Origin of the sequence: Methyloterricola oryzae (assembly GCF_000934725.1) — a bacterium.
Taxonomy (GTDB): Bacteria; Pseudomonadota; Gammaproteobacteria; order Methylococcales; family Methylococcaceae; genus Methyloterricola; species Methyloterricola oryzae.
This window is the reverse complement of record NZ_JYNS01000002.1, coordinates 173,408-194,402: the sequence shown is the minus strand read 5'-3', so window position 1 is coordinate 194,402 and position 20,995 is coordinate 173,408. Positions and strand designations below refer to the sequence as shown.

General features: G+C 63.1%; 11 protein-coding genes. 7 read left to right on the top strand and 4 right to left on the bottom strand.

Annotated elements, in window-relative coordinates:
* Positions 1-982: 982 nt before the first annotated feature.
* From EK23_RS04685 to EK23_RS04660, 6 genes are all read left to right on the top strand, one after another.
* The gene (locus EK23_RS04685) at positions 983-3,853 is read left to right on the top strand and encodes a multicopper oxidase domain-containing protein (RefSeq protein ID WP_145998554.1); all 2,871 of its coding nucleotides are present in this window, start codon (positions 983-985) and stop codon (positions 3,851-3,853) included.
* Positions 3,854-3,872: 19 nt separating this feature from the next.
* Entirely contained in the window at positions 3,873-4,865 is a 993-nt protein-coding gene (locus EK23_RS04680; protein ID WP_045224149.1) for an SCO family protein, read from the top strand.
* A 458-nt stretch (positions 4,866-5,323) separates the two neighbouring features.
* Complete coding sequence (locus EK23_RS04675; protein WP_045224148.1) at positions 5,324-5,503, top strand: hypothetical protein; 180 nt, start codon at positions 5,324-5,326, stop codon at positions 5,501-5,503.
* A 632-nt stretch (positions 5,504-6,135) separates the two neighbouring features.
* Positions 6,136-9,087, top strand: coding sequence for an Ig-like domain-containing protein (locus EK23_RS04670; protein WP_145998553.1), 2,952 nt, complete (start codon positions 6,136-6,138; stop codon positions 9,085-9,087).
* Positions 9,088-9,284: 197 nt separating this feature from the next.
* A complete protein-coding gene (locus EK23_RS04665; RefSeq protein WP_145998552.1) occupies positions 9,285-10,019 on the top strand; it encodes a hypothetical protein in 735 nt (244 codons plus the stop codon).
* 36 nt (positions 10,020-10,055) lie between these two features.
* Positions 10,056-13,226: an HYR domain-containing protein gene (locus EK23_RS04660; RefSeq protein WP_158002441.1), complete on the top strand. Its 3,171-nt coding sequence runs from the start codon at positions 10,056-10,058 to the stop codon at positions 13,224-13,226.
* A 511-nt stretch (positions 13,227-13,737) separates the two neighbouring features.
* Here the strand turns inward: EK23_RS04660 and EK23_RS23605 are convergent.
* Positions 13,738-14,046: a hypothetical protein gene (locus tag EK23_RS23605; protein WP_162196155.1), complete on the bottom strand. Its 309-nt coding sequence runs from the start codon at positions 14,044-14,046 to the stop codon at positions 13,738-13,740.
* On the opposite strand from EK23_RS23605, the gene EK23_RS21490 reads away from it, so the two are divergent.
* Complete coding sequence (locus tag EK23_RS21490; protein WP_052807926.1) at positions 13,993-15,276, top strand: HYR domain-containing protein; 1,284 nt, start codon at positions 13,993-13,995, stop codon at positions 15,274-15,276. The two genes, EK23_RS23605 and EK23_RS21490, sit on opposite strands and share 54 nt — an antisense overlap.
* 296 nt (positions 15,277-15,572) lie before the next feature.
* Here EK23_RS21490 and EK23_RS04650 read toward each other — a convergent pair whose 3' ends face one another.
* From EK23_RS04650 to EK23_RS04640, 3 genes are all read right to left on the bottom strand, one after another.
* The gene (locus tag EK23_RS04650) at positions 15,573-16,523 is read right to left on the bottom strand and encodes a DUF808 domain-containing protein (RefSeq protein ID WP_045224144.1); all 951 of its coding nucleotides are present in this window, start codon (positions 16,521-16,523) and stop codon (positions 15,573-15,575) included.
* A gap of 83 nt (positions 16,524-16,606) precedes the next feature.
* Complete coding sequence (locus EK23_RS04645) at positions 16,607-19,789, bottom strand: efflux RND transporter permease subunit (protein WP_045224143.1); 3,183 nt, start codon at positions 19,787-19,789, stop codon at positions 16,607-16,609.
* Positions 19,786-20,967 carry an efflux RND transporter periplasmic adaptor subunit gene (locus EK23_RS04640; RefSeq protein WP_045224142.1) on the bottom strand — a complete coding sequence of 394 codons (1,182 nt, stop codon included), beginning with the start codon at positions 20,965-20,967 and terminating at the stop codon, positions 19,786-19,788. The genes EK23_RS04645 and EK23_RS04640 overlap by 4 nt, the downstream gene beginning before the upstream one ends.
* Positions 20,968-20,995: the final 28 nt, after the last annotated feature.

The following is a 20,995-nucleotide window of genomic DNA, read 5'->3' as shown; positions in this document are numbered from 1 at the left end:
GACGCGGGCCGCAGCAGGCGGCCCCGTTCACCGTTCTCCCCCGCCAAAGATCCCTCGCCCTACTTTCGCCGACAGAGCCGTTGGCTCCATCCAAGCTTGCCGTCCTCGACACCCTCGAAACCCAGCCGTCTCCATCAAGGTAGGCTATTTGCGAGAAAGGGGCTTCTCATTTAACCCTCCCACAGTACTAAGACCATCCCGACTCTTGGCATTGGCTCAAGCGCATTGACGCCGGCTTGATCGGCTTCGATCCCGCAGGACCACTATGCATGAGCTTCCTTACTTCAACTGTCAATATTTTTGACAGAAACCGCAAAATAGTTTTAGCACTCCTTCGAATTCAGACTGAATCAGAGCATTCTCTAAAATCCAGACAAGTCCCATGGGACATCGATAAGGCCGCAATTTCATCCTGAAATTATCCACTCGACGCCCCTTGGCGGAATTTGTCACAGGTTTGTTACAACAATTCTCGAATTGGACCATTAGCACTTTAACTTATTGTTATTAAAAGCATCCTTTGGCATCTGCAGCTCCTCGTTAATTGTCACAATTCTGTGACAATTAACCCATATACGGGCATACGAAATTAACTCTCAAACCCAACTAACAAATTTTCTGATTTATTGCGCAGCCCATGAACCTTTTCAAGGTCTCGCGGAATTAATGGGTCAAACGGAAGGGTAATTCTGCGTCGCCCAAGGGCGCGAAGAACCCATGAGGCCAGTCGCAAGGAAGCTTACAAAAGCACGAAATGTCCCGTTAATTGCTCGAAGTTGCAGGCGTGAAACCTGAATTTAATGCCACATAAATGTTACATATAACCCATTTCTGGGTAAGGCTAGTCCTGATTTCATAGGCTGAACCATACCCCATTGATTTTGAAGTGACGGCATTGCGCCGCAAGGTGGAAACCTGCTGGTTTTCCCGCCTCACGGATGCTTTGTGCCTGACGGTACACCTAAAGTTCGGAGATTCTGTTATGTCATACGATGAAACCACGCACGGCCGGTCGCGACCGCCAGCGACGCCAGGCCGCAACGCCGCTCTGGCGGCGGCCGTTGGCACCACCCTTGCCCTAACGGCGGGATCGGCCTACGGGGCAACAACCCTGAACGTCCCATCCGGCCTCGAGCAACGCAGCCCCTTGTTCGGCGCCAGCCCCTTCAAGGCGCGCATCGTGCTGTTCGAAGAGTTCGGCACCCAGCCCTACAAGGTCGAAAACTCGACCAATCCAGACGGCAGCGTTTCCTATCCGAAGCTGCCGAACCCGGTCGTCGGAAATACGGTTGATTGCTTGGGTAATCCGGACATCAACGGAGCGGGGCTCGACGAAATCATCAAGAAGAATTCGGTCTATCCGGCCTTGAGCCAATTCTCCGCCCAGAACGATCCCAGCAAGCCTGATGAGCCCCAGGTTGCCCAAAACCCCTGGAAAACCCAGATCGCCGACTGCGGCGAAGGCGCGGCAGACGGCAACATGCCCGAAGATGGCCGCCCCTGGGGCGAGGATTTTGCCCACCAGCGCTGGGACCAGAAGCACTCGAAAAATCTCAACGACTTCGAGTTCCAGCCCAAGCGCTTCTTCCAGACCATCATGGCCAACGCGCGCACCAGCGGCGGCGCCCGCGACCGCCTGCAGTCCCACGGCTATGGCGAGATCACCGACAAGAACAAGAGCACCACGGCCTTCACCGAATTCGGTCCCGGCGGTCTTTACTACAACACCGTGACCTCGCCGTATGCGCCAGGTTCCGAAAGCCCGGATTGGGCAACGCCGAAGGACGCGCAAGCCACGGTGGAAGGCCAATACATCAAGGGCTTCGAAGGCACTACCGCGGGCATCCCGGTCAACATCAACCCGCTGAATGGAAGTTTCCCCAACCAGGACCGCAGCGCCGTGTGGACCTTCGACGGCACCATCCCGCCCAAGCTGCTGATGGCCCGTTATGGCGAAACCCTGCACTTCCGCCACTACAATGCGCTGCCCATCACCAACAGCCTGGATAGCAACCGCGGCTTTGGCACCCACACCATTTCCACCCATGAGCACAACGGCCACAACCCGGCCGAGAGCGACGGCTTCGCCGGCGCCTTCTTCTATCCGGGCCAGTACTTCGACTACCGCTGGCCCATGACCCTGGCGGGGCATGATTCCATCAACCCGGACGCCAACGATGCCCGCGCCGCGACGCCCTGCGAGCCGGGCGAAACGTCCGTGGGCGTGTTCCCCTGCGAAGGGCCGGACGGCGCCAAGTTTGCCAAGGTGCCCGGCGACTACCGCGAGACCATGAGCACCCATTGGTTCCACGACCACATGCTCGACTTCACCGCCCAGAACGTATACAAGGGCAACGCCGCGATGATGAACTACTACAGCCGCATCGACCGCGGCAACGAGGCCATCAACGACGGCGTCAACCTGCGCTTCCCCAGCGGCAACGCCAAAAGCTGGGGCAACCGCGACTACGACGTGAACCTGGTGATCGGCGACAAGGCCTTCGACCAGAGCGGTCAGCTCTTCTTCAACCCGCTCATCACCGACGGCTACCTGGGCGACGTGATGACCGTGAACTGGGTGTACAAGCCCTTCATGGACGTGCGCGCCCGCAAGTACCGCTTCCGCATCCTCAACGGCTCCGTGTCGCGCTACCTCAAGGTCGCCATGGCCTACGAGGACCCGGCCAAGGCCGGCACCTACAAGCAGGTACCCATGTACATGGTGGGCAACGACGGCAACCTGATGGAGCACGCCGTGCTGTTCCCCCACGCCCAGTCCGGCAACGAGGGCCTGCCCACCCAGTCCATCGCCGAACGCGACGACGTCATCGTCGATTTCAGTCAGGTGCCCAAGGACAAGAACGGCAACTTCGTCAAGGTCTATCTGGTCAACCTGATGGAGCACACCACCGGCGCGGGTCCGATCAAGACCCCCGTGAAGTTGAACCTGGCCTGGAACGCCTTCAACGGCAACCCCAAGACCGGGTACAACGACCTGGACTTCGCCGTCGGCAAGTTCATGGAGTTCCGCATCCGGCCCTGCCAGTCCGGCACGCCCATCTATGATGCGGCCAAGGCCGCAACCGGCGGTTGCAAGGACACCAGCATGAACCCTGCGGATTACGTGGCAGGCAAGAAAGTGCTGCTGCCCAAGCCCACCTTCACCAAGGCGGAACTGGACAACGCCATCCACCGCACCTTCATATACGGCAAGAAGCCGGACACCATCACCGACGGGCTACCCTGGACAGTGGCAACCGATGGCGGGGCTGGCCTCAATGCCGACATCGACCGCATCTCAGCGGCCCCCACCGGCGTCAAGGATGCCAATGATCGCCGCAAGGGCGGTGCCGTGGAAATCTGGCACCTGAGCAACCCCTCCGGCGGCTGGTCGCATCCGGCGCACATCCACTTCGAGGAAGGCCAGATCATCCTCAAGAACAAACTTGCGCCGCCCCCCTGGGAACGGTTCGCCCGCAAGGACATGTACCGTCTCGGACCGGAGCAGGATTCCGGTAGCGATATCGACGTGGCCATCCGTGTGCGCGACTTCACTGGCAGCTACGTGGAGCACTGCCACAACACCCAACATGAGGACCACGCCATGCTGCTGCGTTGGGACAGCGAGGACGCGACCCACGCCAAGTGGGTGCGGACGCCCTACCCCACCTGGTACGGCGCCAACTATGACGGCGACGGCTTGACCAACAAGCTGGGCACCGCCGATACCGGCAGCACCCAGTACGACACCAAGCTCAAGACCAATGTGAGCACGGTGACCAACTTCACGCTGCCATCGGGCTGGGGCAGCAAGTCGGCGGACGTGCCTGCCGGCTCCGAGCCGACGCCGTAAGCGGCAGGGAGATCTCACCATGCAAGCGACGATCGCATCCATCAGCCGCGGCGCCAAAGCCTTGCTGCTGCTGGCCGGTCTCGCGGTGAACCTGGAGGGCGGCCCTGCGTGGGCCGCCCCTTCCGGCTCTCCCTGGGGCGCCAGCTACTTTCCCAATGTGGAACTCATCACCCAGGACGGGCAGAAGGTCCGTTTTTACGACGACCTGATCAAAGGCAAGGTGTTTGCCATCAATTTCATCTACACCCATTGCGTCTACGCCTGTCCGCTGGAAACCGCAGCCCTGCGCAAGGTCCAGCAGGCACTGGGAGATCGCATGGGTAAGGACGTGCATTTCTACACCATCAGCATCGACGCGGAGCGCGACAAGCCGGAAGTGCTGAAGGCTTACGCCGACAAATTTCACACGGGTCCGGGCTGGACCTTTCTCAGCGGCAGCAAGGCCGATGTCACCCTGATCCGGCAGAAGCTGGGCATGTACCGCGACGACGGTAAGCAGGAAAAGGATCTCAGCGAGCACAACATCAACGTGCTCATGGGCAGCGAGACCGGCGGCCAGTGGATCAAACGCTCGCCCTTTGAGGAACCCGCCGCTCTCGCCCGCATTCTCGGCGTGCGCCTGCAGGGTGGCCGCGGCCATGCCGTGCCCCCCATGGCTATCGCCATGCACGACCATCACGACGACACTCCGGGTCAGTCCCTGTTCCGGGATAAGTGCGAGGTGTGCCATAGTGAGGACAGCACGGAAAGCATTGGCCCCCCACTGGCGGGCGTGACCCAGCGCCGCGACCGGACCTGGCTCAAGCAATGGATCAAGGAACCGGATCGCATGATTGCGCGCAAGGACCCCACGGCCCTGGCCCTGTACCGGCAATACCGGGAAATCCCCATGTCAAATCTCAAATTGAACGATAGGGAGGTGGAATCCATCCTGCAATACCTGGAAGCCTCCGACCGGCGCGCCCAGGTTCCGGTCACCGCCGCAGCCGAACCCCCAACGGCGGCCAGATAAGCCTTATCCCTATCCCGCAGCGCGTTCGTAAACAGGGCGACGCCCGGTGGCGCTCGCCCCGCTCCTACCCCTTCCGAGCCGGCGCGACCGCCCCATGGCGCAGCCGGCTATTTTTCCGGATCAAATCCACGCCGCTTGCCGAGCCCAGCTCGCCCCCGGAAGGAGCAGGGACAGCGCCTGTTTCGACGCTGTCTTCGCTCCTTCTCCCATGCAAGCGGAAGCTTGGGATGGGGGGTTGAAGCGGAACCGGCACGTTTCATCGGTTACCTGAGGCACACCCAATGAAAACCTATTTCTAAGGTGCCAACTAAGTGTTTTTTTGATTATGTATGTCACAGATCTGTGACAGTTATAAACTGCGTTAAATAATTTAAATTGTATCGACTGCGATGAACCTTTTCAGGGAATGTATGGATATACGGATAACTGAAACAGAATCATCACCGGAGGCAGCCGTCATGTACGCAATCATCAAACACCTGATTATCTCCCACCGTGGCCATACCTTTGAGTCAGCAGGCGCTATCAACGGGTATTTCGACGATCCGCGCATGGCGCGAAACTGCGCCAACTCCCTATCCAGGCTCCTGGATAAACCGGTTCAAGTGTTTGGCTGCAGCCTGACCATCGCGATCTGAATGCGCCAAGCCCTCCGCATTTAATGTAGTCTGCTAGAAACGCCTCGCGGGGTGCAGTGCCTTGTCTCAAGGCCCTGCACCCTACTTGCATCGGCCACCTTGGCGTCCCATCCTCATGAAACACCTGTAAAACTTCCTGACAGGGAGGTTCGTTGCCCTCCGGCGACACTCTGGTCATGGCTACCCTTCAATCCGCTCTAAGCGCTTGATAAATGGTTATGCGGTTGGGGTTTATCTCACCAATGTTACATGTAACAAAAATGTTACATATTGCCTATCGCCTGTGTCAAATCACGATTTGGGAATTTTTTTTACTCGCCTTTGAACTTCGCCTCGAAAACGGGGGATTCATGGATGAATCGAAAAGCGCAAGCCTCGAGTGGGGGAGTAAAACCCCGGAAGGTCCAAGACTGAAAACTCTTCGATAGTAACTATCAAGAAAAGTGTTTTCAGATTGGATCTACCAGGGAAAGGAGTCAAACAGAAGACTCTCCCGAGGCTTAAGGAATCTCCTGGTGGCGCTGATTCTATCGAGCATAAGCCATCAGGAGCGAACAGTCTCGGTAACAAACCTCGGAAATCACGGTTCCCGAACTCATCCCGATTGATTGACCTCAAACAGAGGAATTAGCATGAACAACGTAAAAGTACCCGCGAAAGGAACGCACCGCGCCATCCGCCGTGCGGTCCAGATGGCCCTGGCCGGTTCCGTTCTGGCCTCCGGCATGTCCCACGCCATCCTGCGCGACCATGGTCCGGGTCTCACCGTCAACACCCCGGCCGGCGTCACCAACCTGGGCTTCCCGGCCTGGTACCGCGACTTCCTCGGCACCGCCCTGCAGCCCTGTTTGTCCACAGCCCTGTCGCCCGATGGCGCAGCCCTGGGCGGCACCATGTGCTTCCCCATCACGCCCTCTCCGGTTCCGCCGTCCTTCGCCGGCAACATCGGTGACGAAGCCTTCTATATGAACCTGAATGCCTTCGTGCAGCAGGGCGGCATTGACCTGCGCTACATCACTGCGCTGGAAATGGCCTACGGCACCCCCAATCCGGTGGGTGCAGCACGCTTGGGTCAGGAACTGGTCTTCGCCCGCACCCGCTTCACCATGCATGTGACCAGCCCTGACGGGGCGGCTTGCAGCGTGCAGGATGGCGTTGCCGGCTCCGGTGAATACCGCATCGTCCATCCCTATGGCGATGAGGTCTTCACCGACGTGCCCGAGGGCCGTCGCGCCCTGTTCGCAACCCTGGATACCCCGCTGGGCGCCATCGGTGATTTCGAAGGCGTACTGAACGGCCAGGTTGGACCATTCCTGCGCTGGAAGGATCCTGCAGGCGCCAACCCGGAGGCCGCGTTACCGACCACCGACCCGGCCCTGGCGGTGGGCACCGAGCAGTTCATCGGCGATCCCAACGTGGACCACAGCTTCACCGGCAGTACCCGCATCGAGTTCAAGCGCGCGCCGGACGGCAGCATCACCAATATCCCGGTCTACCTGAATGACGGTTCGCCCAACGGCGCGGTCGAAGGTACCGCCACATACGGCACGGCCGCTGACGGCGGTACAGAGTTCAACGGCCTCAACGAGTCCTTATTCGAACACCAGAACTACGTCAAGGTCTACGCTCCCGCGGGTTGCGACATCGGCGGCGCCGGCCTGGGTCTGCCTGCCAATATCTACAAGCAGACCACCGGCTTCCTGCTGGGCCAGGTCTACACCGCGCCCATCGCCACCCAGACCGCGATCGACAACGCCCAGCTCACCCGCCAGCCCAACGGCACCACCTCCCTGGATGTATGGGCCCACAGCAGCGCGGGCAACACCCTGGTCCTGTCGTCCGCCAACTTCCCCGGCGTGAAGATGACCGAGGAACTGGCTGCCGGCGCCCCGCCCGTCAAGCAAGGCACGTTCCACGCCCATGTGGATAATGTCGGCGCCGCTCCGAAGACCGTGACGGTGAGCAACATCACCAGCAATCCCAATGTGAGCGTCACCGCCCCGGTGACCGACGCCATCACCATCACCAGCGCGGTGTTCAACCCGACCAACAACATGATCTGCGTCGCCGCCCACAGCAGCGACCAGTTCTCGGATGCCAGCCTCGCGCTGCCCGGCGCGGGTGCTCCGACCTCCCCGAGCCTGACGGCCGCCAGCGGTCCGGTGAGCGGTTCTATGGGCAAGCAGGCCGATATCGCCACCGACGGCTGCCCCACCACCTTCAACAAAGCCACCAACGACCTGGTATTCGTGGGCTTCCTCCCCGAGGCTGGCGGCGCGTTGACGGAAGTCGCGGAAACGGTGACGGTCGCCAGCAACTCCGGCGGCAAGCATACCGAGTCCCTAGTCAGCCTCGATGGCGCCAAGGACAACCTGGTGACCCCGGCGGCGCTTGATGTGAACGTGACGGCCGATACCGCAGTTCCCAAGACCCTGGACCTGGGCCTGGCAGCCGGCCTGCGTCCGGTGATCACCCGCCAGCCCCTGTCCGGCACCCTGGCGCCGGAGATCGTTGCAGGCGCTCTCACCGGCAAGGTCATCTACACCCCGTCGGATCTGATCAACGACAGCTTTACCTACCGCATCTCCAACGCAGCAGGCGAAGGCCGCAGCAGCACCATCACCTTCAACGTGGCGGGCATATCGACTCAAACCTTCCCCATCACGGTCGTGGCGGGCGACACGGTGGACATCCTGGTTCCGCCTTCTCTGGGCGGCACCGTGACCTATGCCGCGGGTGTTCTGACCTACAGCGCACCGGCAGCAGAGTTGGCGGACAGCTTCCAGTTCACCGCCTATGACAATGCCAACGATGCGTCCTTCCAGGCCAATGCCTCGCTGGCGATCACCTACGCGCCGAAGGCGCCCACCGGTAGTCCTGACAACTTCGGCGTACTGTCCAGCGCGGCTACCCGCAATACCTATGTGGCGCGGGTGCTGCTGAACGACGCGGCGCCGGGTGGAACCACCCTGGATCCGACCACGGTAGCCATTGCGACCAACGGCACCCGCGGCACGGCCAGCGTCAATGCCGACGGCAGCATCAGCTATCAGGCCACCACCGGCAGCAACGTACTGCGTACCGACAGCTTCACCTACACGGTGAAGGCCAAGGCTACCAACGGCCAGCTTTCGGTGGCCAGCGCACCCATCACCGTCTCGGTGGTACTGGAGCCGTCGGCGGAAACGGTGAGCTCGTCTTCGGCCAAGTTCGCGGTGGGCACACAGCGTTGGGATGTGCGCTTCAACATCACCAATGCGGCCTGGTTCGGCACCCAGACCCCGACCGCCGGCAACGGCAACCCGGTGACCCTGACCCCGACCGCCTGGTGCTGGCAGACGCAGAATAATGGCGCCGCTATAACCCCGAGACTGATCGGCTCCGGCTCCGCCTCCAACGGCACGCCGCAGCTCCAGCTCCTGGCCGGCAGCTCCTTCGCCAGCATTGAAGGCAACACCCTGCTGACCCCGGCGGCAACCGGCAATGGCCAGTTCACGGTGAGATGCGGTACCTCCAATAACATTAGCGGTACCAACACCGTGGTGGGCGCACCGACCGTCACCATGACCGGCACTCCAAAGTAAGCGCGAGCTTGCTGTAAGGTTCCACGGCAATACCCCCGGCGCGCAAGCGCCGGGGTTTTAATGACCAGGCCTGGACGCCGCATGCGTTGCTATATTGACGAGGGCCTGGAAGGCAACAACGATTTCACACACCAGATAGCAAGGTCGGCGAATCGCGGCGGAACGTGCGTGTCGTGACCTTGACGAGGCCATATAAAATGAACCGCAAAACTTCCTTGATTTTCGCCCTGCTAGCGCTTGGGAGTGTAGGCTTCAACCCTGCCATGGGGCAGCCCAGGGTACTAACCAGTACCGCCGAGCTGCGCACCACGAAGACCACCTACGCCTTATTCACCATCGACCCGTCCAAGTTCTCCGGCGGCCAAACCACCGCCAGCGTCACGGCCGCACTGAGCACAGCCATCGCACCCGCTGGCCTTACCGCCTGCGTCGTGGCCGGTGACTTGAACGTGAACAACATGAACTGCGGCAACGGCGCCATCCGTTTCGGCAGCGAACTCTATACCCACAATTTCGACTCGGTCCTGCCGAGCCCGGAAAATCTGGTTGCCGACGCCATTGGCGACCCCAAATTCAAGCTGGCAACTATTTCTCGCTCCATTGGCATCACCGAGGGCGTCAACTTCTTCTCCCCGGGCCTCAACCTGCCGGCGCCTGGAGAAATCACACAGTTCCGCTTCGACCGGCGCATTGCCCAATTCGGCATGCTGATCGACCCGAAAGCCATGGACAGCTCGAACCTGGGCAGCTTCCAGATCATCGTCAACCGGCAGACGCTCACCATACCGACACCGGTCGCCACGCCGGCGGCGGCATTATTTATCGGAATCGAGGACCCGCACGGATTTACGGAGATGACCATCGTTCCAGGCGGCAGTAATCAGGCATGGATCTCCAACTACTACTCCATAGTTCCCCTGGCCAGCTTTTAAGCCAGACCACCGATTGAGACTGCCGCTATGAAACACATGAAAAATACCAAACGGGCGCTGCTTGCGACGGCGCCCCTAGCCTTCGGGCTATTCAACGGCTCCGCCACGGCTGCGCCCCAATACATCATCCACGACCTCGGCACGCTGAGCGGAACCTACAGCCAGGGCTTCAGCGTCAACGACGCTGGCCAGGTCTCCGGAATTTCCGCCAGCCCGAGCAAACTGAATATCGCCATTCGTGCGGCGCTGGGCCAGATCAATCCAGACAGCCTGTTCGATGCCGGGGGCTTGGGTGGCACCCATTCCGCTGCCTTTGACATTAACTCCGCCGGCCAGCAAGCCGGGCTCGCCATGCTGGCCGGCGATGCCCAAACCCGAGCGACACGCGTTTCCCAGGGCACGGTGCAGGATTTGGGCACCCTGGGTGGCGGCAGCAGCCGCGCCTATGGCATCAACGAGACCGGCGAGATAACCGGCAGCGCACAGACCACCGGCGATGTTGCGGAACATGCGTTTCTGACCCGCGCCGGCAGCCTGGTGGACCTCGGCACCCTGGGTGGCACCAGCAGCCAGGGCAACGACGTCAATTCGGCCTCGCAAGTAACCGGCTACGCCGAACTTGCCGGCGCGGCGGGCTTCCATGCCTTCCGCTGGCAAAACGGCAGCATGCAAGACCTGGCCCCGCTGAGTGGCGGCGCCTACGCCGAAGGTTTGCGCATTAACGAAAGCGGAACCGTCGCCGGCTATTCGACCGATGCCAACGGCGCCCAACGCGCGGTGATCTGGCCGGCCGGATCGAACCTGGCGAAAGATCTCGGGTTGTTGCAAACCAGCGGCCAGGCCGCCGCGCTGGGCATCAATACCACCGGCGATGCCGTGGGCTATGCCACCGGGGGCGGAGTCCAGCAAAACCGCCGCGCGGCCCTTTGGACCGCTGGCAAGGCACCGGTGGACTTGAACACTCTGGTCCTGCCCAACAGCGGATATCTGCTGACACAAGCGGATGGCATCAGCGACAGCGGCCTGATCGCAGGCATCGCCAGCATCGGCAAAGAAAAGCACGCCGTGCTGCTGGAGCCCGACAAGATCGCTCCGGTCATTACGTGTCCTGGCACCGTTACGACCACCGGGCCCCAGCCGGCCTCGATCGGCACGGCAACGGCGACCGATAATCTGGACCCGGCGCCGGTCATCACCAGCAACCGTCCGGCGACTTTCCCCAACGGGACCACCACCGTCGTCTGGACCGCGACCGATGGCGCTGGCAATGCCAGCAATTGCAGCCAGCTCGTGACCATCAACGCTGACAGCACGCCGCCGGTCATCAAGCCGGTCTGGTCCAACGGTGGCGCGGAGGTCCTGCCCAATACCCTGGGCTGGTACTCCAAGCTGCCGCTTGATCTGAGCTGGAGTGTTTCGGATGCGGAATCCGCCATCACCAGCCGCGTCGGTTGCGCGCCATTCCAGGTGACCGCGGACAGCAGCGCCACGGCCGTGCAGTCCTGCACCGCCACCAGCGCGGGCGGCAGCGTAAACCCGGCCATTACCACCTCCATCAAGGTGGATGCGACCGCACCCACGTTCGCCGCCGCGGCGCCCGTGGCCGCCGATATCACGACGACCTTCGAAGCGGCCACGGTCACCTATGTCACCCCGACCGCCACCGACGTGCTCTCCGGAGTCGATACCGCCAGCGTGAGCTGCTCGCCGACCTCCGGCAGCAGCTTCAAGCTGGGCGCCAACACCGTGACCTGTAACGCCAAGGACCTGGCAGGCAATGCCGCCGCCCCGGCCAGCTTCACCGTCACGGTGCGCGACCCTTCTGCCCCAGTGGTTACACCCACCATCACCGGCCCCGCCGGGAATGCGGGCTGGTTCAAGGGACCGACGACGGTGAGCTTCGCCGTCAGCGACGCGCAGTCCACCATCACTACGAAGTCCCCGGCTTGCGATACGACGACCACCCTGAGTGGCGATGGCGCCAATCAGCTGGTGTCCTGCTCAGCCACCAGCGCCGGCGGCACGACCAACTCGCCTCAGAGCGTGAAAGTTGACGCCACCCCGCCGAACCTGGGCATCTCTGCGACCACCCTGGTGGTCGAGGCCGACCGCTCGACGGGGGCTATGGTGATCTACCCGCGCACCATGTCCGACGCGACGTCCGGTCCCGCGACGCAATCTGCGACCTGCTCGCCTGCCTCGAACACGGTGATGCCATTCGGCAACACCACAGTCAACTGCAGCGGGGCCGACGTGGCCGGTAACACGGCAACGGGCAGCTTCGTCGTCACTGTGGCTGATACGACGGCACCGACGCTGACGGTCCCGACGGGCGCTTCTGCCTCCACCACGGACGGGGCCGGAACGGCGGTCAGCTATGTGGTGTCGGCCAGCGACTTGGTGGACGGCGCGGTAACGCCTTCCTGTTCGCCAGCCTCCGGTTCGGTGTTCCCGATCGGCACCACGACCGTCGCCTGCACCGCGACCGACGCTCACGGCAACAGCGCCAGCAAGTCGTTCCCGGTCACGGTCAGCTTGCTGACGGGGCCTGTCACCGACCAGGTTGCTCCGGTCCTGAGTCTCCCCGCTGGTCCAGTAACGGCCACGGCTGCAGATGCCAGCGGTGCAGTAGTCAACTACGTTGCGAGCGCCACGGATGCGGTAGACGGTTCAGTCCCGGTGAGCTGCAAGCCGGCATCCGGCAACCTGTTCCCGGTCGGCGATACGCTGGTCAGTTGCTCGGCTTCTGATCTGTCCGGCAACGTCACAACGGGGTCCTTCACCGTCAGGGTCAACCCCCCGGTGACCACGTTGCCCACGGCAGATCTGGCTGTGAGCGTGACCGAGAGTACTGGTAAGCGCGAGGCGCGACTGAACAGGAACTTCACCTATACCTTCACGGTGCGCAACGCAGGACCGGGTGTTTCACAGACCACGACGTTCACGGATACGCTGCCGAGCAGTCTGCGAATTGTCTCGGTCGCTCCGAGCGTTGGCACCTGCACCGCGCCCATCAACAGCAATGGCGGCACTGTGAACTGCAACCTGGGTAATCTGAACAGCGGTCAGGCCCCCACCGTGCGGATTACCGTTACGCCACTCGTGGGCAGCGGCACCATCCCCAACACGGGCAGCGCGGCAACCGGATCCAACGATCCCAATGCGGCAAACAACTCGGCGAGCATCACCATGAATGCCCGTACCTAAGGCAAGAGAATGCCGGCGAATCGCCCAGTACACCTGGCCCCGCCGGCCATTCCATACAGGATATAAGCCAGATAACATGGAGCAGAACGTCATAACTTTGCATAGGTATCGCCGCACGCTAAGTTAATGCGGTGATTTACCCGGCTGGAGCCCAAGTGGCTCCAGTTCTATCTCGAGCCCCCGGCCAAAGACCATGGACAGACCGACGAACTTCCGTTTTTTCTTACTGGCCTCAGCAGTCGCGGGTGGACTTGTCACCGTTTCGACACAAGCCGGGCCTCGTTACCTCATTACCGATCTTGGGGCCCTGAGCCCTGAGACACGCTTCAGCCAAGGCTGGGCAACCAACGATTCTTCCGATGTGGCGGGCATCCACACGCTCCCACTCAATGCCGCGGTTAAAGCTTTCCAGACAACCGCGAACGACCTGACACGAACCCAATTGCCAGACCTCGGAGGCACTCACTCCGAAGCCTTCGCCATCAATGCAAATGGAATGGCAACGGGTTTTTCATTCAGCAGCGGAACCCAAAACCATCACGCCGTGCTTTGGCAGGGCGGCCAAGTCTTCGACCTCCTCACCCTTGGGGGATCCGACAGCCGAGCGCTTGCGCTTGATAGCCTCGGGACGGTAGCCGGTGTATCCGACGTCAAGGGTGATACGACCGAACATGCCTTTGTCGGCAACGGCAATTCCCTCCAGGATCTTGGAACGCTTCCGGGCGGACGATTCAGCCAAGCCAACGGAATCAATGACGCCCATCAAGTGACGGGCTATTCCAGTCTCCCGAATGGCAAACAGCACGCCTTCATCTGGCAAAGCGGGGTCATGACAGACCTCGGCACGTTGCAGGCTGGCGGATTCAGCGAAGGTCACTCCATCAACGGCAATGGCGATGTAGTCGGTTATTCAACGCTCAACGGCGACGCCGGCCAGCACGCGGCGCTATGGCGCTACGGCCAAGCGCCACTGGACCTCGGCACGCTTGGCGGAACCTTCAGCGAGGCCTTCGCCATCAATGCGGCCGGTCAGGTTGTGGGCACTGCAACCACCCGGGGCGATCAACTCAAGCGCGCATTCCTGTGGGACGGAGGCGCGATGATCGATCTGAACACCTTGCTCGCACCGGGAAATGGCCTGACAGTAGAAGACGCCTTTTCAATCAGTGATACTGGGTTGATCGCGGGCGCGGCTCGACTTGGCAGGTTGCCGACACAATATCACGCCGTGGTGCTGACACCCGACCGCACTGCGCCCCAAATCGCCTGCCCGAGGGCCATCACCACCGCCGCGCAGCCCGCCAGCCTTGGAACCGCCGTGGCCACGGACAATCTGGACCCGGCACCGGTGGTGACCAACAACTCGCCCAAGCCGCTCGCGGTGGACGCCATCACCCTAGTCACCTGGACCGCCACCGACGGCGCCGGCAACCGGGCCCAGTGCACGCAGCTCGTCACCGTGGGCACGCCGCCACCGGGGTCGCCCACCATCCAACCGCCAAGCACGCCGCAAAACCCGACTCCGGAGACGCCGGTGCTGCCGCCAGCCAAAGACCCGGGTACGCCCGGCAGTCCAGGCAATCCGAGCAACCCAAGCAATCCCGGCACGCCCGCCTCGCCCGGAAATACCGGCGATTCCTCCGGCGCCAACCCCATCGCCGCCTCCGGGGCGCGCCTGGTGCTGGAAAGCCAACTGCTGAAACCCGCCGCGAAAAAGCTTAGATTGGGCGCCAAGCTGCTTTTACAACTGCGCATAGCCAACGAAGGCACGGGCACGGCTCAGAGCATCGCCTTTCAGAATGAACTGAGCTCCAGGCTGCGCTTCCGCAAAGCCCAGCCGAGCCAGGGTAGCTGCAGCCTGACGAACCAGCCGAAATCCAAGCTGGGGGGTACCCTGACCTGCGATCTGGGCGATCTGGCGGCAGGCGAGGCATTGCAGGTGGAGATCACCGCACAGGCACGCAAACGCGGCGCCGCCATCAACAGCGGTGTAGTGAGCATGGCCAGCGGCGCTTCCGGCACCACCGCGCTGCAATTGAAGGTACGCTGACGCTCGCGCCTCCTGCTCGCTCCCATGCCCCGCGGTGGGAACGCCAAACCCGGCGCTCCGCGCCTAGCTTGGACGCAGAGCACTCGCCCCTCTGCTCGCTCCCATGCTCCGCGTGGGAGCGTCAAAGCCTGGCGCTCCGCGCCTAGCGTGGACGCGGAGCGTCCAATACAGGGTTCCCACGCAGAGCGTGGGTACCAGAGAAAGAGGCCGCAGGGCACCCCGGCGCCTCGCTCCCATGCTCGGCGTGGGAACCAGAAAACCAGCAACGATTCCGTTCGAGCGTGGTTCCCGGCGACTCAGTGTGCCGGGAACCCCAGCCAGCCCCGCATGCGGCTCGCCGCCGAGACCACCAGCAGGGCCGCCGCCCCGGCGGCGAGCCCCACCAGCCCGTTCAACAGCAGGGGCATGATCGGCAGCACCCACTCGCCCGGCACCGGCAGGGCCTCCGACCATGCCGGCAGCTCCGGCAGCACGGCGTGCAGGACCGGCATGCCGTGCACCAGTATGCCGCCCCCCACCAGGAACATAGCGGCCGTTCCCGCCACCGACAGGGCCTTCATCAGCAAGGGAGCCAGGCCGAGGATGAAGCGGCCCAGCCCGCCCAGCAGGCCATTGCCGCTGCGCACCAGGTAAAGCCCGGCATCGTCCAGCTTGACGATGCCCGCCACCAGGCCGTACACACCCACCGTCATCAGCAGGGCGATGGCAGACAGCACGGCGATCTGCGTCGCAAGCGCCGTGCTTTGAACGGTGCCCAAGGCAATGACGATGATCTCCGCGGACAACACGAAGTCGGTGCGGATGGCGCCGCGGATTTTCGCCTTTTCCAGGTCGACGAGATCCAGGCCCGACAAGACCTCGAGCCGCATCTTCGCCCCATCGGGATCGGCCTGTGAGCTTTCGCCCCGCCCGACCAGAAACCCGTGGGCGATCTTTTCAAAGCCTTCGAAGCACAGATACAGCCCGCCCAGCATCAGCAGCGGCGACACTGCCCAGGGCGCAAAGGCGCTCAGGGCCAGCGCTGCCGGCACCAGGATGAGCTTGTTGCCAACGGAACCCTTGGCCACTGCCCAGACCACCGGCAGTTCGCGCTCGGCGCCTACGCCCGCCACCTGCTGCGCGTTTAGTGCCAGATCGTCGCCCAGCACGCCGGCGGTCTTCTTGGCTGCCACCTTGGTCATCAGCGAGATATCGTCCAGCAGCGATGCGATATCGTCGATCAGCGCGAACAAACTACTACCGGCCATCGAGCCCTCCCCCTCAGTGTCTATCCGAGGGTTTTAACGCGATATCGGCATTTCATCCAGTGGTACGCCAAATCCCGGCCATGTCATGTCCTCTTGTTCAGGAGCGCCCGGTCTTGGGATCCCCATCGCATGCGGTCGCCCCCGGCCAGGGTCGCATAGGCCACCGGCGCAAGGATCAGGCTCGCCGCCATGCCCACCAGCAGCCCGGCCGAAAGGGAGAGCGTCATGGGGATCAGGAAGCGCGCCTGCTCGCTGGTTTCCAGCAGGGTGGGCAGAAAACCCGCGAAGTTGGTGAGGAAGGCCAGCAAGATCGGGCGAAAGCGCGCGGTGCAGGCTTCCACGATCAGTTCGCACACGCCCGCTGCGTCGTCTCCTTGAATCTCCCGCTCCTTGATGTAATCCAGCAGCACCAGGCTGTCATTCACCACCACGCCGCTGGCGGCGATCATGCCCACCAGGGACTCCATGGACAAAGGCAGGCCGGCCAGCCAGTGGGCCAGCACCGCGCCGCTCCAGGCCACCGGCGCCGCCAGCAAGAAGATGAACGGCTTGCTGTAGGAGCGGAAAGGAATGGCGATGAGGGCATAGATCAGCAGCAGGGAGATGAGCGTGTTGAACCCCAGCGCCCGCAGGGAAGTCAGCTCGTCCTCCCGTTCCTCGCCTATGTCGGCGTTCAATCCGGGATAGCGCTGTTTCAAGCGAGGCAGTTCCGCCGTTTCCAGCCGCTCGTAGATTGCGTTCACATCGGCAAGCGCGGGATCGACGCGGGCCTGCACCTTGAGCACCCGCTGACGGTCCTGCCGGACCAGCTTGGAATAACCCGGCCGCAGTTCGATCCCTGCCAGGCTCTCCAGGGGGGCGAGTCCGCCGCCGGGCAGACTCACCGGAAGCCGTTTCAGGTCGTCCAGGGATCTCCTCTCGCCACGCGGCAAGCGCACCAGCACCTTGACCTCGCTGCGGCCACGCTGCAGCCGGTGCACTGCCTCGCCGAAATAGGCCTGGCGCACCTGCTCGGCGAGGCCTTCCAGGCGCAGTCCCAGGCGCTCGGCGGCCGGCTTCAGCTGCAGATGAATCTCGGGCTTGCCCGGCTCGGCGGAGTCGATCACGTCGTACACCCCGGGATAGGACGCCAGGCTGCGCTTGAGTTCCTCCGCCGCCTCATGCACCTTGGCCGGATCGGATGCGCCCAAGTCGAACTCGATGTCGTAAGGCACGTCGCCCTCCTTCACCAGGAAGTCGATCTTGGCGCGGCCGATGTCGCCGATGCGGCGGCGCCATTCGCGAACGAAGTCGTCCACCACGATGCGCTGACGCCCCTCCGGCGACAATTCGGTCCAGAACCCTCCGCCATGCTCCCAGAGGATGCTCTCCAGGCCGACGATCACGGAGCGCCCGCCACCGCCTTGCCTGTCCAGTTCATCCCGCAGTTCGAACAGCGCCTTTTCCACCTTCTCCGCCAAGCGGCGGGTCTCAGCATAGGGCACGTCCTGGGGCAGCTTGAGATTGACCCAGAAGCTGTCACGGGTGACATCGGCGCGCAGGGAGTGGCGCACATGCCCCCCCAGCACCAGGGCCAGGGACAGCATGAGCAGCACCGCGAACCCGCTCAGGCTGAGCCAGCGCCAGGCGAGCGCCCGCTCCAGCAGCCGCCGATAGAGGGCGTGAATGAAACGCCCCAAAGCCCGGTTGAGAGCTCCGCGCAGGCGCGACAGACGCGTTGAGCGGGGCCGCAACTCGGTCGGACTGGCGAGATGGGCAGGCAGGATGAGCAGGGCTTCCACCAGGGAAAACACCAGGGTGAGGATCATCACCAGGCAAATGGGCCGCATCATCTCGCCGGCCCAGCCCGGCACGAACAGGCCGGGCAGAAACGCCACCAGCACCACCAGCACCGCCAGCACCACGGGCAAGGCCACGTTCTGCGTACCGCGTATGGCCGCCGCCAGGCAGTGGGCGCGCAACTGAACCGCTCCGAATGGCGGGGTGTCCGCGCCGCCTTCTCCGGTCTGCTCCGTATGCACCGCCTCGCCGATGATGATGGCGTCGTCGACCAGGATGCCCATGGCCAGCAGGAAGCCGAACAGGGACAGCATGTTCATGGACAGGCCGAGCAACGGCATCAGGGCGAAGGCACCAAACACGGAAGTCAGGATGCCAAGGCCCGCCCATAAGGCCACCCGCAAGCTCAGGAACAGGGTCAGCACGAGACACACCAACAGGAACCCGCCCAGGCCATCCTCGATCAGGGTGCGGGTGCGCTCCTCATAGGCCTGGGAATCATCCCACCAGGTGGTGAGCGACATGCCCTCCGGCAACCTGGTCTGCAAATCCGCCGCATAGGCCTTCACGCGGCGCGCCACTTCTACCTCGTCGTGGCTGCCATGCACCTCCCAACCCTGGGCCGGCTCGCCATTGTGGCGCCAGTCAGCCATACGCTCCTGCAATCCGTCATTGACGGTGGCCACGTCACGCAGGAGCAGGCGACTGCCGTCCGGATGGGTCCGCAGGATCAGATTGCCCACCGCCAGGGCATCCCGCGCCCGTCCCTGTACGCGCAGCAGCAATTCGCCGGCCTCGCCCTTGACCAGTCCGCCCGGCAGGTCCAGGGATGCGCGACGCATGGCGTCCGCCACTTCTTGCAGGCTCAGATTGAATTGACGGAGCTTGTCCGCGGAAACCTCGACCGCAATTTCGTAGGGCGTGGGAAAATAGTTGTAGACCTGGGTGACGCCGGGAACCCGCCCCAATTCCACTTCCACGCGCTCGGCCAGGGCCTTGAGGTTCATCGGGTCGGTACGGCCGTGCAGGGCGACCCAGATGACGCCGTCATCGCCCTCGCGCACCAGTCGCTGCACGACGATAGGCTCCAGTGCCTTGGGCATCCGCGGAATTGCCTGCACCCGGCCGCGGAGCGAGTTGATCATCTCGTTGACGTTGTGGTCCGGCAATACGGCCACATTGACGTTGCAGTCGCCCTGATCGCTGATCTCCGAACGCAGGCGCTTGATACCTGGCAGGTCGTGGATGGCCTCCTCGATCCGTACACAGACGGCATCCTCCACCTCCAGCGCGCCGGCGCCCGGATAGTGAGCCAGGATTTCGATCTGGTTGGGCAGAAAGCGCGGGAACACCTCGCGGTCCATGAACAGCAGGCTGCCCGCGCCGGCACAGATGATGAGCGCCATCAAAAGGTTCGCCGCCACCGGGTTGGAGGCGAACCAGGCGATGAGACCGCCCGCGCGCACCTGAGACGAGGGGCCGCTCACCGGCCCTCGGCCATACGCGTGGATGAGCGCGCGTCTTCGACCTTGACCCTCATGCCATCCACCGGGACGCTCACGCCGTCCAGCACCACGCGGTCGCCCGGATTTAAGCCGCCGCGAACCAGCACGCGATCCGGCTCCTGGCGCAGCACCTCCAGCTTGCGGATGCGCAGGCGCTCGTCCTTGTCCACCAGCAAGGCTTCCTGAGCGGCATTCATGACGGCGACCGGCAGGGAATAAAGGCCGGATCGCGGGAGTCCCTCGATCTCCGCCTGCACGAACAGTCCGGGCAGCAGCGGCGCTCCATTCCGGGCCGCGTAGGGTTCTCGGACCTCGGCCACCAGGTGCAGCAGGCCGGTGTCCGGGTCGATACGGCCTTCACTGCGCACGATGCGCCCCTGCCAGTGCTGCGCCTGGCCGCCCACCCAGGCCGTGAGCCTCACGCCAGGACCCGGGGTCGGCGGCTGGCTGCGGCGCTCAAGATCCATGTCGAGATAGGCCAGTTGCTCCGTCGACACGGGCAAGCGCACCACCGCCACATCGGTGGAATACAGCCGTGCCAGTTTCTCGCCCGGCTGAACGTAATGGCCCAGTCCCGCCAGGCGCTCCAGCACGCGCCCGGCGAAGGGCGCTTTCAGATCGCAGCGGCTGCGCTGCAAGCGGGCCTTGGCCAGATCGGCTTCCGACGCCTTCAAGCGCGCTCGGGCCTCGGCCAGTTGCGGCTCGTGCAAGGTCAGGGGCGAAGGCCTGCCTTCCCCCAATGCCTGCCATTCGCTGCGTGCCTGCTCCGCCTGGGCTTCCTCTTGCGCCACCATTCGCCGCGCCTCGGCGATGCCGGCCTGGGCGGCGGCGATGGCGTGATCGTAGTCCCTGGGATCGATGGCGAGCAGTTCCTGCCCTGCCGTAAAAAAGCCGCCGGGCACGAAATCCGGGCTGACCCGGATCACCTTGCCGGCGACTTCCGCCACCCAGTCGATTTCCTCCCGCGGGCTGGCGACACCCTGGGATGGCACATCCAGGCGCAGGGTCTGGGGTTCCACCTGGAGCACGCGCACCAGGGGTACGTCCGGCTCCGCGAGCTTAGGCGCGACCATTGGCCGATTCACGACGATGGCCCACGCGGCCGCGGCCCCGGCCATCAGCAGCAGCGCGGGAAGGAGGGTTTTCAGGTTCAGGCGCATGAATGGTCGTTCAGGCCAAGGGGTTCCA

Coding starts and splice junctions, on each gene's coding strand:
- EK23_RS04685 (WP_145998554.1), top strand. CDS start 983: ATGTCATACGATGAAACCACGCACGGCCGGTCGCGACCGCCAGCGACG.
- EK23_RS04680 (WP_045224149.1), top strand. CDS start 3,873: ATGCAAGCGACGATCGCATCCATCAGCCGCGGCGCCAAAGCCTTGCTG.
- EK23_RS04675 (WP_045224148.1), top strand. CDS start 5,324: ATGTACGCAATCATCAAACACCTGATTATCTCCCACCGTGGCCATACC.
- EK23_RS04670 (WP_145998553.1), top strand. CDS start 6,136: ATGAACAACGTAAAAGTACCCGCGAAAGGAACGCACCGCGCCATCCGC.
- EK23_RS04665 (WP_145998552.1), top strand. CDS start 9,285: ATGAACCGCAAAACTTCCTTGATTTTCGCCCTGCTAGCGCTTGGGAGT.
- EK23_RS04660 (WP_158002441.1), top strand. CDS start 10,056: ATGAAAAATACCAAACGGGCGCTGCTTGCGACGGCGCCCCTAGCCTTC.
- EK23_RS04650 (WP_045224144.1), bottom strand. CDS start 16,523: ATGGCCGGTAGTAGTTTGTTCGCGCTGATCGACGATATCGCATCGCTG.
- EK23_RS04640 (WP_045224142.1), bottom strand. CDS start 20,967: ATGCGCCTGAACCTGAAAACCCTCCTTCCCGCGCTGCTGCTGATGGCC.